We start from the raw sequence: 17,546 nt of genomic DNA on the forward strand, positions 1-17,546 counted from the left end.
AGTTGTGTATAAGAGACAGGGTGGGCGACGTGCGCCAGGCCGGGCTGGACAAGGTGCCGCTCGCGGAGCTGCACGTCCCCTACGGCAGGCCTTGGGGCGACAACGGGATGGTGCTGGTGCTGCGTACCGGGGGGGGCCCAGAAGGGCTCACGCCGGCGCTCCGGGAGGTGGTGCGGCGGCTGGATTCGGACGTGCCGGTCCACCGTGCGCTGACGATGGAGCAGGTCATTGAGCAGTCGCTGGGCATGCGGCGGCTGGTGCTGTGGCTGCTGGGGGGATTCGCCGTCGTGGCGCTGGTGCTCTCGTCGGCGGGGCTCTACGGCGTCATCTCCTATCTGGTGTCGCAACAGACGCGGGAGATTGGAATCCGCATGGCCCTGGGCGCGCGCTCCGCGGATGTGCTCTGGCTCGTCATGGGGCACGGTGCGTTGCTGGCGGGCGCGGGCATCGGGCTGGGGCTCGCGGGTGCGCTGGCGCTGGCTCGCGTCCTGGAGAGCCAGCTCTACGGCGTCACGGCCCACGACCCCCTCACGTTCGGAGGCGTGGCGGCGCTGCTCGGGGCGGTGGCGCTGCTGGCCTGCTGGCTCCCGGCCCGCCGGGCCACCCGGGTGGATCCGCTCCTGGCCATCCGCTCGGACTGATGGGGCTTGCCCTGTCGCTGGCCTGGGGCCTCCCGGTCGACGCACCGGGTGCACATCCGGGCGCGACGCGGTAGATGGGTGTCCCGGAGGTTCATCAACGCAATGGACGCGAACGTGGTGGCGGAGCTGGAGAAGGCGGGCGTGAAGGTGGAGGACCCCATGCGCCTGTTCATCCCCGTGGAACGGGACGAGCAGGGCCAGGTGAAGGTCGTGGGCGACGAGGTGCCCGTGCGCTTCGGTGACGTCACCGCCCACGTGCGCCTGCAGCCCATCTCCGCGCTGTGGACCGGGAACAAGCAGCCCCCTGACTTCAGCCGGCCTCCCTTCCCGGAGTACGAGCCGTTCTTCTTCCTCATCGAGGCCACCGCCGCCGGCTTCTGCCGCGACACCCGCCACGCGGAGGTCGACCAGGAGTTCTCCCAGCTCTACCGGCACCTCGCGCGCCGGCCCGACGGCCACCACAAGAACGCCCTCTTCTCCTACCTGCGCGCCGCCGCCCGCCTGTACCTGTCCCTGCGCGACGTCAGCCAGGCGGAGTTCGAGGCCGTGGCCCAGCGACTCCACCAGTCCGCCAAGCTGCACGCGGGCCACGTCGGCAGCACGAACTACTTCCAGGCCGTGCTGCGGCAGGTGCTGGGCGCCTAGCGTCCGCTGGGAGCGCTCGCCGGGCCGCCGGGTGTCCACTCGCGGGGGCTCCGGCGTGACGACTTGAGGAAAAGGCTCGTTGGAAGGCCACCCCATGGGTAGTTTTTCCATTCGATGCCCTCCCGCTCCGCCTCAGCGCCAGCCTCGTCCTCCTCTTCGCTCCGGCAACGGATCACCCGGAAACATCTCCAGGAGCTGGCCGACCGGGAGATGTTCGCCCAGGCCCGGCGGTGGCTCATTCAGGAGGCAGTGGACGTGCGGCCGCCCTCCCAGGAGTGTGTCCGGGGGACCGTCACCGAGGAAGGCACCGGGCGCATGTTCGACGCGGCCATCTGCGTGGACCCCGACTCCCGGGGGCTGCTGCTCGAGTGTGAATGCGCCGCGTACTGGGACGAGGGGGTCTGCGCGCACGCGGTCGCGGTCGGGCTCGCGTGGCTCCAGGCCTCCGGGCTCCAGGTGCGGCGCGCTGCTCCGTCCCAGCCGTCTGTTTCCGAGCGCCGCGTGGAGGCCCCCGCGCGGCCCTCCACGCCCGTCGACATCCAGCGGTGGCTGGTGGAGCACCAGGTCGGACGTGCCCGCGCCGTGCCCCTGGCCGTGCTGGCGCCCCTGCTGTCCGCCCCCTCCACGCGGCACGTCCTCCCCGTGCTGCGCAAGGCCACGGTGGTGGACGCGCTGGAGGGCAGCTCGAAGCTCCGCCGCGCGACGGCCCTGGAGCAGAAGATGCTCGCGGAGGCCGCCTGGCAGTGGGTCCGCGACGAGGCAGGGCGCGTGTCGCGCGGGCTGGCCCATGAAGCCTCCGCGCAGCCCCTGCCGCCGCCCACGGATGGCCGCCTCGCCCCGCTGCTGGAAGCGCTGACGCGGGCCCGCGCGCGGATCCGCGAGCAGGCCCTGCCCCGCTCGTTGTCCCCGGTTCCCACGGTCATCCTCGCGGAGCGCCCCTTGCGGCTGCTCGTGAAGGACCCGGAGCTCGCGGTGTGGCGCCCCACTCACCACTCCGAGAGCGCCCAGGCCGAAGGCTTCGCCGGGCTCGACCCTCGCGCCCTGATGGAGGGCCGCCCGGGCGTGGCCTGTCAGTGCAGCCCCGGGGACGCCGAGGCCACCTGCGCCCATGCCCTGACCGCCGTCGACGCGGCGCTGGCGTTCCTGGTGCAGCCGAAACAGGCCTCACTCGCCGTGCGGCTGGCGGAGCTGTTGCTCGAAGCGCCGGGGCGCGAGCTGCTGTCCGCGCTGACGGCCTCCGCCCTGGAGCGGACGGTTCGCGAAGAGGCCCCGGCGGACGGGCGCTTCGTCACCTTCCGGCTGGAGCCGGAGTTCTCGCGCGGCTGGCGGCTCCGGCCCTATCTGCACTTCCCCTCGAAGAAGGGTGGGCTGACCCAGGGCCATGCCGTCGCCGGGTACGACCGCGGCAAGCTGCTCCCGTCGCTCCAGGACCCGGATGAGCGCCGCGCCTGGTCCCTCCTCGAAGCGGGGGAGCGGATGGAGCGGCACTCGGTGATGTATGGGATATACGACGGGCCCATGGACGACATGGGGGGCGGCGCGCCGTACGCGCTGCTGCTCCAGGCGCTGCGGTCGCTCGCGCGCAGCCCCCGGCTCCGGATCGCCGGCGGCGCGGACGCCCCGGCGCGGGTGCGGGAGGCGTCGCTGGGCTTCGCCCTGGAGCAGGATGGACAGGCCCTGCGCCTGCGGCCCGCGGTGGACGGGCGCCCCGTGACCGCGGAGGCCCTGACGCCGCCTCCCGAGGGGCCGCTGACCTCCCAGCCGTGGCTGCTCGTCGAGCCCGCCGCGCCGGGGGTCACCCTGGTGACCGTGCCCCCCGACGCAAGGGCCCTGCTCGAATCCCTGGCGCGCCACGGCACCTACGTCTCCGAGGGGCAGCGCGGCGCGTTCCTGGAGCACCTCTCCACGCTGGAGGCGGCCTTCCCGGTGGCGCTGCCGCCGGCCCTGGAGCCCCGCCCCGTGGAGGCCAGCCCGGGCCTGCTGGCGCGGCTGCGCGCGGTGGAGGACTCCGCGCTGGAGGTCTCGCTCCTCGTGAGGCCCCTGCCGGAGGCGCCTCCCCAGCCCGTGGGCGAGGGCGCTCCCGTGGTCCGCGGCCAGCGGGACAAGGAGCGCGTCATGGTCCGGCGCGACCTGGACGCGGAGCGGAAGGAGGCGGACGCGCTCCTCTCACGTCTGTCATTGCCGGCCGGCATGTATCACTTCACGCGCGACACCGCCGAGGACGCGCTCCAGTTGCTGGAGGCGCTGGAGCCGCTCGCGGGTCCGGAGCTGCGCGTGGAGTGGGCGGAGCAGCCCTGGACCGTGACGCGCCCGGAGACCTCGAACGTGCGGGTCCAGATCCTGCGGGAGCACGACTGGTTCGGCGCGAAGGGCGGCGTGGAGCTGGAGGGCGCGCGCGTGGAGCTGGCGGTCCTGCTGGAGGCCGTGCGCCGCCGCCAGCGCTATGTCCCGCTGGGGAAGGGGCGCTGGATGCGCCTGACGGAGGCGCTGCGCGAGCAGCTGACCCCGCTCGCGGACGTGGCGCACCCGGGGCGCAAGGGACTGGAGGTGAGCGCCGCGGCGGCGCCCGCGCTGGACACGCTGAAGAAGGCGGGCGCGAGCGTCCAGGCGCCCCCGGACTGGCTCCAACTGGCGAAGCGCATCCGTGATGCCCACGCGCGCGCGGTGCGCGTGCCCCGGAGCCTGAAGGCGGAGCTGCGCGACTACCAGCGCGAGGGCTTCGTGTGGCTCGCGCGGCTGGCCTCGTGGGGCGCGGGCGCGTGCCTCGCGGACGACATGGGCCTGGGCAAGACGGTCCAGGCGCTGGCCCTGCTGCTGTTTCGCGCGGCGGCCGGCCCCGCGCTGGTGGTGGCGCCCACGTCCCTGCGCGGCAACTGGGTGCGCGAGGCCGCCCGCTTCGCGCCGTCGCTGCGCGTGCACGTCTGGCAGGACGCGGACCGGGACGCCCTGCCGGCCCGGCTGGGGCCCCGGGACGTGCTGATCATCAGCTACGGACTCCTGGCGAGGGACGCCGCGAAGCTTTCGGATGTGACCTTCGCCACGCTGGTGGTGGACGAAGCGCAGGCGGTGAAGAACCCGGACACGGCCCGGGCCCGCGCGCTGCGCGGCGTGAAGGCCGAGGCCCGCGTGGCGCTCACCGGCACGCCGGTGGAGAACCGCCTGTCCGAGCTGTGGAGCCTCTTCCACCTGCTGTTCCCCGGCCTGCTGGGCGGGCGCGAGTCCTTCCACTCGCGGTTCGCCGTCCCCATCGAGCGGGACCGGAACGCGGATGCGCGCGCGTCCCTGGCCCGGCTGGTGCGCCCCTTCCTCCTGCGCCGCACCAAGGCAAACGTGGCGCGCGAGCTGCCTCCGCGCGTGGACACGGTGGTGCCCGTCACGCTGTCGGACGCCGAGCGGCGCGTGTACGACGACGTGCGGCTCGCGGCCCTGGCCCGGCTGGGCGAGGGAACTCCTGGCGGAGACCAGCGCTTCGAGATGCTGGCCGCGCTCACCCGACTGCGATTGGCCGCCTGTCATCCCCGCCTGGTGGATCCGGACACGGGGCTGTCCTCCTCCAAGCTGGAGCGCGTGCTGGAGCGGGTGGACGAGTTGATGGCGGAGGGAGGCCGCGCGCTCGTCTTCAGCCAGTTCGTTCGCCACCTGGCCCTGGTGCGCGACGCGCTGGAGGCGCGGGGCATTTCGTTCCAGTACCTGGATGGACGGACGCCCGCGGCGGAGCGGCAGGCCCGCGTGGAGGCCTTCCAGCGAGGGGAGGGCGCGCTCTTCCTCATCTCGCTCAAGGCAGGCGGCACCGGCCTCAACCTCACCGGCGCGGACCACGTGCTCCATCTGGATCCGTGGTGGAACCCCGCGGTGGAGGACCAGGCCTCCGACCGGGCCCACCGCATCGGGCAGACGCGTCCCGTCACCGTGTCGCGGTTCGTCTCCGAAGGCACCATCGAGGAGGCCATCCTCGCCCTCCATGCGGAGAAGCGGGAGCTGGCGGACAGCCTCCTGTCCGAGGCGGACGGCGCGGCCGCGCTGTCCCCCACGCAGCTCCTGGGGCTGCTGCGCTTCGGCGCGGGGACCCCCGAGGATTGAGCCGGAGCCGCGCACCCACGCGGCGTTTCTGGAATAGGGTGCGTGGCCGCCCGTTCCCGGGCGCCGCCGTGGTCCCTCCCCAGGAGCAAGGATGTTCCGTCCACCGTTGTCGTGGTTCGCCTGTCTGGCCCTCCTGGGTGCGCCCCAGGCCGGGGCCCAGGCCGTCGCCGAGCCTTCCTCGAAGCCCGCCGCTGCCTCCACCCCCGTCGCGAAGCTGGGCTCGGGCATCCAGGCCCGCACGCTGAAGAACGGGCTCACCGTCATCGTCTGGCCGGACCACGACATCCCCAACGTGGCGCTCGCCAACTGGTTCCGCGTGGGCAGCCGCAACGAGCGCCCCGGCATCACCGGCCTGTCCCACTTCTTCGAGCACATGATGTTCAACGGCGCGAAGAAGTACGGCCCCGGTGAGTTCGACCGCGTCATGGAGGCCAACGGCGGCTCCAACAACGCCTTCACCTCCGAGGACGTCACCGTCTACCTGGACTGGTTCCCGGCCTCCGCGCTGCCCCTCATCCTGGACCTGGAACAGGACCGGCTCCAGTCGCTCTCCTTCGACCCCAAGGTCATCGAGTCCGAGCGCGGTGTCGTCTACTCCGAGCGCCGCTCGGGCGTGGACAATGATAACAACGGCGCGCTCCAGGAGCAGCTGCAGGCCACCGCCTTCGTCGCGCATCCGTACCAGATTCCCGTCATCGGCTGGCCGTCCGACATCGAGTCCTGGCGCATGGAGGACCTCCAGCAGTACTTCAAGACGTACTACGCCCCCAACAACGCCACGCTCGTCCTCGCGGGCGACCTGGATCCGGCCCGCGTCTTCGAGCAGGTGGAGGCCACGCTGGGCACCATCCCCTCGCAGCCCGCGCCAGAGCCCGTGCGCACCAAGGAACCCGAACAGCAGGGCGAGCGGCGCATCGTCGTGAAGAAGCTGGCGCAGTCCCCGCTGCTCCAGGTCGCCTACCACGGCCTCGCCGCCAACGACCCGGACATGGAGACGCTGGATCTCTTGGGCCTCATCCTCTCGCACGGGGACTCGTCGCGCCTGCACCGCAAGCTGGTGGACGAGGCGCGCGTGGCCATCCGCGTCCGGAGCTCCACGGCCGGGGGATTCGACCCGTCGCTCGTCTGGTTCTCCGTGGACCTGACGCCGGGCGGTGACCTGGCGAAGACGGAGGCGCTGCTCACCGCGGAGCTGGCTCGCGTGGTGAAGGACGGTGTCACCGACGCGGAGCTGCGCAAGGCGCGCAACGTGGCCCTGGCCACCTTCTGGCGCAAGCTGGAGACCAACAGCGGCCGCTCCCGCGAGCTGGGGAACGCCGCCACCTTCCGGGGAGACTGGAAGGCCCTGTTCGATGCGCCCTCGCGCTACGAGCAGGTCACCCGCGACGGCGTGAAGGCGCTGGCCGCCCGCATCTTCAACCCCGACCACCGCACCGTGGGCTGGCTCGTCCCCACCACGGCTCCCGCTGCCCCGGCCAGCAAGGAGTCCGCGCGATGAGTGCTTCCTTCCGCCTTCGTTTCTCGGGTCCCCACATGATGCGCTCCACCCTCGCCGCGCTGCTGTTCACCTCCGCGTGCGCGACCGCGCCGACGCCCGCTCCCTCCTCCGCGCCCACGCCGCCGGAAGCCCCGGCACCGGCCACGCCCGCGCCCGCGGTCCCGCTGTCCACGAAGGGCGTGACGCTGCCGGAGACGACCTCCGTCACGCTGAAGAACGGCGTGCGGCTGCTCCTCGTGGAGAAGCACGAGCTGCCACTGGTGTCCTTCAGCGCATGGCTCAAGGGCGGCGCTGTCACCGACCCCGCCGGCAAGGAAGGCCTGGCCGCGCTCACCGCCGAGCTGCTCCAGAAGGGCGCGGGCTCTCGCAACGCCCAGCAGTTCGCCGACGCCGTGGACGGCGTGGGCGGCGAGCTGGACGTCGTGCCCGCACGCGAGGCGCTCGTCCTCAACGGCAGCTTCCAGTCCCGCGACACCGCGCTGATGGTGGAGCTGCTGTCGGACATGCTCGTGCGCCCGCGCTTCGACGCGCAGGAGCTGGAGAAGGCCCGCGCGCTGCGCGTGTCGGAGATCGCCTCCGCCAAGGACGGCGACCCGCGCATGCTCATCGGCGTGTACTTCAACGCCTTCCACTTCCCCTCGCACCCGTACGGCGGATCCGCGGTGGGCAGTGAGGCGTCGCTGCCGGGCATCAGCCGGAGCGACGTGCTCGGCTGGGCGAAGGCGAACCTGGGCGGGGACCGGCTCATCCTCTCCGTCGTGGGCGACTTCGACGCGAAGCAGCTGGCCGCGAAGCTGGAGGCCGCGCTGGGCGGATGGGCCCCGGCGGCACAGTCGCTCGCCGCCGTGCCCGCCACCGCGCCCACGAAGGGCCGCCACGTGCTGCTGGTGGACAAGCCCGACGCCACCCAGACCTACTTCGCCATCGGCAACACCGGCATCCGCCGCACCGACCCGGACCGCGTCGTGGCGGAGCTGGGCAACACCGTGCTGGGCGGCCGCTTCACCTCGCTGCTCAACACCGAGCTGCGCGTGAAGACCGGCCTCACCTATGGTGCGCGCTCCGCGCTGGCCCCGGCCCTCCAGCCCGGCACCGTCGTCCTGACGTCCTATACCCAGACGGCCACCACGGGCCGTGCCATCGACCTGGCGCTGGACGTGCTCGCGCGCTACCGCCAGGACGGCATGGACGACGCCATGCTCGCCTCCGCCAAGGCCTATGTCCTGGGGCAGTTCCCGCCGACGCTGGAGACCGGGGAGCAGCTGGCCATGAAGCTGTCGGAGCTGGCGTTCTATGGACTGGACGCACAGGACGTGAACGGGTTCGCGGACGCCGTGTCCTCGGCCACCCGCGGCAGCGTGCACACCGTGCTCCAGCGCGTCCTGCCCGCCCAGGAGGACCTGACGTTCGTCCTCATTGGCAAGGCGGAGGCCCTGCGCGACGTGGCCCGCAAGTACGGTCCCGTCACGGAGATGAAGATCTCCGACAAGCGCTTCGCCCCGCCGACGGCTCCGGGCCGATAAATGTCAGACGGAGGTGGGCGCAAGCCTTGAAGCGCGCCCACCGGAATTACCAATCAAGAATTAAATATCCAGGAAGTCAGACCCTTCGCGTATAGGTGGCAGTGTCTGGTCGGGGCCGGGACCGGACAAACACTGCCAAATTCTTGTCACGAAGGGGCATCCATGTCCTTGCGACGTCTGTCTTTGTTGCTCGTCCCCACCTGCGCGGCCTGGCTGGGCTGCGGGGAAGCCGCGCCTTCCTCCGAGGAGGTGAACCCTCCCGAAATCGCGCTGGACCCCCGCGAGGGGACCGCGGTCATCGCGAATGAGGACATGCTGCCGGGCTGTGGTGAGCCCGACGCGGGCACGGGGCCGGTGGACGCGGGCACGTCCGTGCTGGTGACTGCGGACACGCGCTTCCACTCCAGCGCCGGGGTGGCGGTGGTTCCCCAGAACCTGGCCGGCCGCGACCTGGAAATCCTGGTCCCCAACGGCGTCGACTTCGACCGGTACACCGGCACGCCGGTGGCGGGGGGCATGCGCTTCGACAACGTTCCGGACGGTGAGTACTTCCTGCGCTCGAGCCGGCACTACTTCCTGACGCGCGAGCGCCGCTTCGACCTGGGCGTCAACCGCATTGGCCGGCCGGACGCCGTCTACGTGCCCGTCACCGAGTCCCCCATGTCGGCGGAGCTCTTCAACCTGGATCCGTGGCAGGACTACACGTCCATCTCCGAGCCGGGCAGCTCCGTGCAGCTCATCAGCGCGGACGTGGACCTCTACAGCACGTCGTCCCTGTGGACCCAGGCCGGTGACACGTCCATCGTCGACCCGTACGCCTACGCGTACTTCAGCACCGGCTACGGAGCGCCCGTCCTGGATGCGTCGAAGGGCGACCGCCTCTACGTGAACCAGCTCAACTCCGTGCAGGCCGGCACGCTGCCGAGCGGCGGGACCCTGGCGTACCAGTCCGTGGTGAGCAGCGCGCACCTGCCGTCGTTCTCGTTCACCCCGGACGGCACCACTTCGCTGCCGCTCGAGGCCACGTTGGCGCCCGTGAGGCAGACGCCCTTCTCCCTGGAATGGCGCCTGAACGAGTTCACCCGTTGGCGCTCGGACGCGAACCCCAGCGGCACGCTCAGCTATCCCTCCATGGCGCTGGTGCCCGCGCCGTTCGGCTACCAGCACGGCTGGGTGGGCTACCAGGGAGAGCTCTTCAACATGTGGCTGCCACGCGGTGAGAATGGCGTCATCGCGAGCCGGCTCGCCTACGGCAATCCCTATCCGTCCAACTGGGGCGTGGTGGGCTCCGTCGGCTATTCGTTCCGGTCCGCGACGCCCGTCGTCGTGGGGGGCCGGACCCACTACCCCAGCGGCAGCATCTACGTCACCGACCGGCTGGACCACCTCATCGCGGGTCCCATCCAGCCGTCCGTCTCACCGCCGCGGGAGCTGCGCATCGACGGCGTGGATGCCTACGTGTCGCGTGTCGTGGGCTCCAACCAGCCGGTCATCGACTGGCGAGCCCCCGTCATGGGCACGCCCCGGAACTACACCGTGTCCGTCATCCAGCTGATCGACACCTTCGCCGCCAACCCGACGGTGCGCTTCTACGTGCCCGGTGACCGGACGCAGGTCCGCCTGCTGCCGGGTCTGCTGCTGCCCGGGTCGACCTACTACGTGCGCGTGATGGCGGAGGGTTCGCCGAACTACGAGCCCTCGCGTGCGCCGTACGTCACCGGGGAGCTGCTGCCCATCATCACCGCGGACACGTTCAGCGCCGTCTTCACCACGCCGTAGTCCCGACGTGGCGGCCCGCTACCGCGCAGGCTGGCGGTGGCGGGCCATGCACTGCTGGTAGCGGGCGTCCACCGACTTCGCGAACCACGCGGTGGAGCGCTCCCCGCTCAGCTTCACGCTCTTGAGCGTCACCTGGGGCAGTTGGGCGTAGGCGGGCGCCTGTCCCGTCCGGTTCGCGTACACGCGCTTCACCGCCAGGTACGTGTCCGTCTTCTCGAAGTCCGCCGTCTTCTCCTCCTCCACGTCCCGGCGCACCCGGCGCTCGCTCAGGTCCGGCGCGTAGCGCTGACGGAAGAGGAGCAGCGCCTTGAGGCTCTGGCTGTCCTCGCCGCGCGGCTCACCCTCCTTGTCGTACAGCTGGAGGTCGCCGTCGGTCGCCAGGGCGACGCCGGTGAGCCGGCTGACCTGGGCCTGTAGCGCCGCGTTGCGCGAGCTGTAGACGCCGCTGTTGAAGTCCGCGAAGCGGTAGAGCGGTGCGTCGTACGCGGCCTCGAAGCCCAGCAGCCGGGAGGTTCCGTAGCGCACGCCGCCCGCGCGCGTGTAGAGCGACTCGCGCACCGCCACCGGATCCGCGTCCGGGCCCGCCTTCGCCACCGCGTAGCGCACGCTGACCTGCATGGAGCCCGCGGTGGTGACGGGGTTCTGCCCCGCGAACGAGGACGGGCCGAACAGCGAGCTGGCCAGGTCCGCGGCCGCGTACGCCGCCGGGTACTCCGCTTCGTAGTACGCCAGCATGTCCCGGAAGAGCCGGTCCAGGTCCCGCTCCGTGCGCAGGGTGTCCAGCCGCGCCCCGAAGGTGCGCTTCGCCCCCTTCGGCTTCGCCGCGAGGACGTCTTCCAGCAGCCGGCGTCCCAGCGGACCCAGCCGTCCCGCAGTGCCGTCCAGCTTCTGACGCACCAGCTTGGGCAGCCCCGGCACGGCGGGGTCCGCCTGGAAGCCGGACTCCTGTTCGATGATGGCCAGCACCTGACACACCTCCGGCGCCGCGGCGGGAATCGCCTCCGCGTCCAGGGCCGCCAGCACGTCACCTGCCCAGCCCTCGCGCTCCACCCCCTTCACCTTCGCGGGCAGGAGCCGCGCCACCTGCGCCACCGACAACGTGGGCGGCGCGGGCACCTGCGTCACCACCGGCGCCCGCGACGCGCAGGCCGTGAGCGCCAGCAGCACCCCCACGCACAGCCCTTCCGTCCACCGGCGCCCGGCGTTCCGCGTCATGTCAGACCCCTGATGCACCCTTCCGCCCGTCTCATGAAACATTTTTTGAGACATCCTGGGGGCAGGTCCGTTCTCTCAGGAGAGCCGGTGAAGAGCTGCAAAGCTGTTGAAATTTTCCAGAACGGCAATTCAGGTTCTCTAGGTTTGCTCAGCAGGGCGGGTAAAAGTGGCTAAACGTACTTTTGCCAAAAAGTAGTTGCTCTGATGATTTCAAGTGTGTCACGTATCATCCCGCTGTTTCTTCATGGAGGTATCGCGTTGGCTCATCGACTGTTGAAGACGATTGGCGCGGCCTGGTTGGGCGTGGCTCTGACGGCGTGCGGTACGCAGGGTTCCTCGGGAGAGGAGACGCAGGCGCCTGAGCAGGAGAAGTCGGGCGAGGACATCCAGAGCACGCTGAACGCGCTCGGTGGTGCCCAGGTGCTGGGCGTGCACGCGGACGGCATCCCGGACAGCATCCGGGGCGAGCTGGGCCGGGTGGAGCGGACGCTGAACACGCTGGACGCGAGCCGCCAGGCGGTCGCGGGCGTGGCCCCGGCGTTCCGGCTGAACCCGGACGACATGGTGCTGCGCAAGTCGAACACCGACGAGCAGGGCAACCAGCACCTGCGCTTCACGCAGACGAAGAACGGCCTGGAAGTGGTCGGCGGTGAGTTGGTGGTGCACGTGCGTCCGGACGGCACGGTGTTCCGCGCCAACGGCTCCGCGCGCGACGGCCTGAACGTGTCCGCGCTGCCGCGCATCGCGGCCGCGTCCGCGCGGGATGCGGCGCTGAGCTCCACGGTGGGCACGGGCCTGGAGGTCCAGGGTGCTCCCCGCCTGGTGTACGTGCGCACCGAGGAAGGCGCGCTGCGCCTGGCGTATGAGGTGAAGGTCACGGGCGAGAACGACCTGATGCCCCTGCGCGACCGCGTGTACGTGAGCGCCCAGGACGGCTCCATCGTGCTGCGCGCGCCGGAGATCCACACCGCGCTCAACCGCAAGGTGTACAGCGCGAACAACGGCACCAGCACCCCGGGCACGCTCAAGCGCAGCGAGGGCCAGGCGGCCATCGGTGACTCGCATGTCGACATGAACTACGACATGCTGGGCTACACCTACGACTGCTACAAGGTGCTCTTCAACCGCGACTCGCTGAACAACGCGGGCACGGCGCTCATCAGCACGGTGCACTACAGCCGCAACTACGTGAACGCCTACTGGGACGGCACCCAGATGGTGTACGGCGACGGCGACGGCGTGAACTCCATCGAGCTGGGCAAGGACGCGGACGTCACCGTCCACGAGCTGACCCACGCCGTGACGGAGTACGAGTCCAACCTCACGTACTCCGGTCAGTCCGGCGGTCTGAACGAGGCGATGTCCGACACCTTCGGCGCCGTCTGCGAGAGCCGCGTCAACGGCTGGAGCACCGCGGCGGACATCTGGATGGTGGGCGAGGACGTGTGGACGCCGGGCACGCCGAACGACGCCCTGCGCTACATGGACGACCCGGCGAAGGACGGCGCGTCCAAGGACTGGGCGGCCAACGTGACGTCCGGCACGGACGTGCACTACAGCTCCGGCGTGCCGAACCTGGCGTTCGCGCTGCTCTCCAAGGGCGGCGTGCACCCGCGCGGTCGCAGCACCATCAACGTGCCGGCCATCGGCGTCGAGAAGGCCGCTCGCATCTGGTACAAGGCCAACACCGACATCTACACGGCGGGCACCACGTTCGCGCAGGCGAAGACGTGGACCATCCAGGCCGCCTCGGACCTGGGCTACGACCAGGCCACGCAGGACGCGGTGAAGGCCGCCTGGGAAGCGGTGGGCGTGGGTGGCACTGTGACGCCCCCGACCTCCATCCCGCTGACCAACGGCACGGCGGTGACGGGCCTGGGCGACAGCTCGGGCAACTCCAAGTACTACTCGCTGGTCGTTCCGGCGGGCGCCACGGCCCTGACGTTCACCACCACGGGTGGCACGGGTGACGTGGACCTGTACGTGAAGTTCGGCGCGGTGCCGGACGCCTCGACCTACGACTGCCGTCCGTACGCCAGCGGCAACGCGGAGACGTGCACCATCACCAACATCCAGGCGGGCACGTACTACGTGATGCTGAACGCCTACTCCACGTACGCGAACGTGACGCTGAAGGGCAGCTTCACGGCCCCCGGCGGTGGTGGCGGCAACGTGCTGCAGAACAACGTCCCGGTGACGGGCATCTCCGGCGCCTCCGGCTCGTTCACCAACGAGTGGATCACCGTGGACGTGCCGGCGAACAAGACGGTCACCTTCTCCACCGCGGGCGGCACGGGCGACGCGGACATGCACGTGAAGTTCGGCTCCTCGCCGACGACCACCTCGTACGACTGCCGTCCGTACCTGTCCGGCAACAACGAGTCGTGCAGCATCACCAAGACGACCGCGGGCAAGTACTACGTGAAGATCCGTGGCTACAGCGCCTACTCGGGCGTGACGCTCAAGGCCATCTGGTAGTCGCATCCGCATCCATCCCGGCTCCCTTCGCGTGAAGGGAGTCCGGGACGAAGACAGGCACCCGGGGAGCCCACATGGCTTCCCGGGTGTCGTCGTTTCAGGCGTCGGAAGAAACGCGAGCTAGCGCCGCACTTGCACGTCGCGCGCGACGGTGCGGCCGCCCATGAGGACGAACTGCGCGCGCACCGGGGTGCCCTCCTCAAGCTCCTTGAGGGGAACGCGCTGGCCCTGGCGCAGGCCGCGGCTGCGCTGGTCGAGCTGGAGCTCGTAGACGGTGCCCTCGCCGTCGCGCACGTGCAGGGTGTCCCTGCCCACGCGTGTCACTCGGCCGCTCACGGTGCTGGACGCGATGACGACCTGCTCCAGCGGCCGGTTGGCGGAGGTGTCCGTCACCGCCGCCTGCGCCGCCTTGGCCGCGCCCTCGTACCAGGACTCGTCGTCGTTGGCCTGCACGGCCTGGGCGCCAATCATCACGCGGCCCTCGGCGGGCGCCTGCGTCGCGGGCGTGCCGTCCGGGTTGGCCTGGGGCCGCTGCTGGGCGTTCGCCTGCTGGGGGGTCGGATTCGCCGGAGCGGCCTGCGGGGGCCGGGCGGCGTTCGGGTTGGCCTGGGCGTTCTGACGGGCCGGGGCCTGCGCCGTGGCGCCTTGCGCGGGCTCGTTGACGCGGGGGCCTGGCAGCGGCCGGGCACCGGGTGGCGGCGCCGTGTCCGGAGGCACCTGCGCGTTCGCCGTGGGCAGCGCGTCGCCACTGGGGACGCGGTCGCCGTCCACGGTGTTCCGCGCCAGCGCGGGCGTGGCCGGCACCATCAGTCCGCCGCTCGCGGAGTCGCGGGCCTGCATCGTCGTCGGTGACGCCGGCACCGCGTCCTCGGTGTCATGCTCCTGACAGCCGGAAGCGAGCGAGCACAGCCCCACCATCCCCCACCACATCCACCGTCCACCCATCCGCCAACCCTCCCGCAGGCAAACCTGCGGACGACCCCCTGTCGTTGCAAGCGTCCGGCGTGCGACGGGGTGTTGGGTTCTGGATGGCGAAGGCTACGCGGGGAACGTGGCGGCCACTGCGTGCACGTGCTCGCGCACCAGCGCCCTGGCGGTGAGCAGCTCCGTCACATCCGAGGGCGTGTAGCCCAGGCACAGCACCACGTCGTCCTCGGGGGCGGCGCGCGTGCCCAGCGCCGCGTAGTCGAGTGAACGCGGGGCGGGTTCGCCTTCCGTGTCGTGGGTGAAGCGGCCGAACACGGCGGCCTGTCCGTCGCGGCCGGGGGCCGTCTCCTTGAGGGCGAAGAGGCGGCGCACGGCGGCGAGCGATTCGGGACGCTCGCGCATCAGGTCCGGGGACGCGGGGCCTCCCAGCTCCCACTCGAGGAGCTTCAGGCAGCCGCGCACGAACTCCACGTCGGTGATGACCAGCCCGTAGAGGTACCAGTCCGCGCACGCGGCCTGGACCAGTCGGGCCTGGGCGTCGGTGAGCCAGCCGAAGGACGGACAGGTGAACGTCTCACAGACGGTGGCGCGGTAGACGCCGCAGTCGCGCAGGTCCGTGCCGCCCGTCACCAGCGGGTGGCCCAGGCAGCCCACGCGCTGGTGCTCCGCGTCCAGGAAGCCCAGCAGGGGACACACCCGCACGATGGGGAAGAGCGCGGGGGCGTCCCGGTTCGCGGTGAGCTCGCGCGCGGCCTCGGCGTAGGCCTCGGGCGTGTGGGGCGTGCGGGAGAGCCGCTCCGTCTGCGTGGTGAGCCGCCGGGTCAGCGCCGCGCGCGAGTGGTCCCGGAAGTTGTAGAGGCCGCAGCAGGCGCCGCACGAGGCGCCCGCGCCGGGCTGGCACAGGTGGAAGGAGACGGACATGTCAGAACCAGTCCGGACGCATGCGCGCGTAGGAGTCCTCGCCCGTACGGCACAGGTGGGCGAGCAGCGGCACGCGCGGCACCTCCACCGCGAACCAGTACTGCGCGGCGGCGAGCTTGCCCTCGTAGAAGGCGGTGTCCTCCGACGTGGGCGCACGGGAGAGGCCTTCCTTCGAGGCGGCGGCCTGCGCGAGCCAGCGCCACGCCACGGCCACCACGCTGAAGAGCTCCAGGAAGTCCGTGCTGTGGCGGAGCATCACGTCCACTTCCCCCTCCATGCCGCGCGCGCCCAGCTCCAGCGTGAGGGCCGCGGCCTGCTGGAGCGCGTCCTCCAGCGCGTCGCTCCACGCGGGCTCCACTCCGGCGGCGCGGGCGCGGGTGGTGGTGGCGCGCACCTCCTCGTCGAGCGCCTGGAGCGCGGCGCCGCCCTCCGCCACTGCCTTGCGCCCGAGCAGGTCCAGGCCCTGGATGCCGGTGGTGCCCTCGTGGATGCTGTTGAGCTTCTGGTCGCGCAGCCACGCTTCCGGCAGGTACTCGCTGGAGTAGCCGTAGCCGCCATGAATCTGGAGCGCGAGCGCGTTGGCTTCGAAGCCCTTCTCCGCGGGGAACGTCTTGGCGATGGGCGTGAGCAGGTCCAGCAGCAGCTGCGCGCGCTTGCGCGTGGCTTCGTCCTGAGCGTGGTGGGCGAGGTCCGCCTGCGTGGAGGCGGTGAGCAGGAGCGCGAGGCCGCCCTCCACGATGGCCTTCTGGCGCAGCAGCATGCGCCGCACGTCCGCGTGTTCGATGATGGGGGACTGGGCGCGCGTGGTGTCGCGGATGCCGGCGGGGCGGCCCTGGGGGCGCTCTCTCGCGTAGGCGAGCGACTCCTGGTAGGCGACGGCGGCGGTGGACACGCCGTTGAGGCCCACCATGATGCGCGCCTCGTTCATCATCTGGAACATGCACGCGAGCCCGCGTCCGGGCTGGCCCACGAGCCAGCCGTGACAGTCATTGGCTTCGCCGAAGTTGAGGACGAGGCTGGGCAGGCCGCGCCAGCCAATCTTGTGGATGACGCCGGCCACCTGGACGTCGTTGGGGGCGAAGGTGTCCCCTTCCGGCCTGCGCGCGGGCACGGCGAAGAGGGACACGCCGCGCGTGCCGCCCTCCGCGCCCTCGATGCGGGCGAGGGTGAGGTGCACGACGTTGTCGGTGAAGTCCTGGTCGCCGCCGCTGATGAAGATTTTGGAGCCCTGGAGGCGGTAGGAGCCGTCCGGGGCGGGCGTGGCGCGCGTCTTCACGTCCGCGAGGCTGCTGCCGGCCTGGGGCTCGGTGAGGGCCATGGTGCCGGTCCACTCGCCCCGGTACAGCCGGGCCATGAAGGTGTCGCGCAGGAAGGGCGTGCCGAAGACTTCCAGCAGGTGCGCGGCGCCAATCGTGAGGCCCAGGTAGCCATAGGCGCTCAGGTTGGCGGCCATGAGGTAGGCGCTGGCCACGGCGTGCACGGTGAGGGGGAGCTGCTGGCCGCCGACGTCGGGAGGGCGGGTGGCGGTGAGCAGGCCCAGGTCGACCATGCCGGCGTAGAGCGAGCGCATGGCCGGATGGACGCGCACGCGGCCGTGTTCGAAGACGGGCGGGGCGGCGTCCATGGGCCGGTAGGTGGGGGCGAGCACCTCACGGGCGAAGCGGCGGGTGCTGTCCAGGAGGAGCGCGAAGGTGTCGCGCGAGTGCTCCTGGAAGGCAGGCAGCGCGCAGAGGGCGGTGGTGTCCAGCGCTTCGTAGAGCTGGAAGTCCACGTCGCGGTCCGACAGCAGGGGGTTGGGGCGGGGCATGCTCATGCCCTGGTTCCCTACCAGGACGCGAT

General features: G+C 71.3%; 11 protein-coding genes. 7 read left to right on the forward strand and 4 right to left on the reverse strand.

Annotation, left to right across the window (positions count from 1 at the left end):
• From D7V77_RS30405 to D7V77_RS30430, 6 genes are all read left to right on the forward strand, one after another.
• A partial coding sequence (locus D7V77_RS30405) for an FtsX-like permease family protein (RefSeq protein WP_120579793.1) occupies positions 1–641 on the forward strand: 641 nt, incomplete at its 5' end.
• A 102-nt stretch (positions 642–743) separates the two neighbouring features.
• Positions 744–1,286: a hypothetical protein gene (locus D7V77_RS30410; RefSeq protein WP_120579794.1), complete on the forward strand. Its 543-nt coding sequence runs from the start codon at positions 744–746 to the stop codon at positions 1,284–1,286.
• Between the two features lie 255 nt (positions 1,287–1,541).
• A complete protein-coding gene (locus D7V77_RS30415) occupies positions 1,542–5,366 on the forward strand; it encodes a DEAD/DEAH box helicase (protein WP_233597345.1) in 3,825 nt (1,274 codons plus the stop codon).
• 91 nt (positions 5,367–5,457) lie between these two features.
• A complete protein-coding gene (locus tag D7V77_RS30420; protein WP_120579796.1) occupies positions 5,458–6,864 on the forward strand; it encodes a pitrilysin family protein in 1,407 nt (468 codons plus the stop codon).
• Between the two features lie 35 nt (positions 6,865–6,899).
• Entirely contained in the window at positions 6,900–8,387 is a 1,488-nt protein-coding gene (locus D7V77_RS30425; protein ID WP_233597346.1) for a pitrilysin family protein, read from the forward strand.
• A gap of 162 nt (positions 8,388–8,549) precedes the next feature.
• Positions 8,550–10,166 (forward strand): hypothetical protein, encoded by a 1,617-nt coding sequence (locus tag D7V77_RS30430; protein WP_147452210.1) that lies wholly within the window; start codon positions 8,550–8,552, stop codon positions 10,164–10,166.
• 18 nt (positions 10,167–10,184) lie between these two features.
• Here the strand turns inward: D7V77_RS30430 and D7V77_RS30435 are convergent, their stop codons facing one another.
• Positions 10,185–11,381 (reverse strand): DUF1615 domain-containing protein, encoded by a 1,197-nt coding sequence (locus D7V77_RS30435; protein ID WP_120579799.1) that lies wholly within the window; start codon positions 11,379–11,381, stop codon positions 10,185–10,187.
• Positions 11,382–11,639: 258 nt separating this feature from the next.
• Here D7V77_RS30435 and D7V77_RS30440 point away from each other — a divergent pair, with 258 nt between their 5' ends.
• A complete protein-coding gene (locus tag D7V77_RS30440; protein ID WP_120579800.1) occupies positions 11,640–13,859 on the forward strand; it encodes a M4 family metallopeptidase in 2,220 nt (739 codons plus the stop codon).
• Positions 13,860–13,979: 120 nt separating this feature from the next.
• On the opposite strand, the gene D7V77_RS30445 is transcribed toward D7V77_RS30440, so the two are convergent.
• The 3 genes from D7V77_RS30445 to D7V77_RS30455 form a co-directional block, all read right to left on the reverse strand.
• Positions 13,980–14,804 (reverse strand): hypothetical protein, encoded by an 825-nt coding sequence (locus D7V77_RS30445; RefSeq protein WP_233597347.1) that lies wholly within the window; start codon positions 14,802–14,804, stop codon positions 13,980–13,982.
• A 93-nt stretch (positions 14,805–14,897) separates the two neighbouring features.
• Entirely contained in the window at positions 14,898–15,707 is an 810-nt protein-coding gene (locus tag D7V77_RS30450; protein WP_120579802.1) for a hypothetical protein, read from the reverse strand.
• A 1-nt stretch (position 15,708) separates the two neighbouring features.
• Positions 15,709–17,520, reverse strand: a complete 1,812-nt coding sequence (locus D7V77_RS30455; RefSeq protein ID WP_120579803.1) for an acyl-CoA dehydrogenase — start codon at positions 17,518–17,520, stop codon at positions 15,709–15,711.
• Positions 17,521–17,546: the final 26 nt, after the last annotated feature.

This window comes from Corallococcus sp. CA041A, from assembly GCF_003612075.1.
Lineage (GTDB): Bacteria > Myxococcota > Myxococcia > Myxococcales > Myxococcaceae > Corallococcus > Corallococcus exiguus.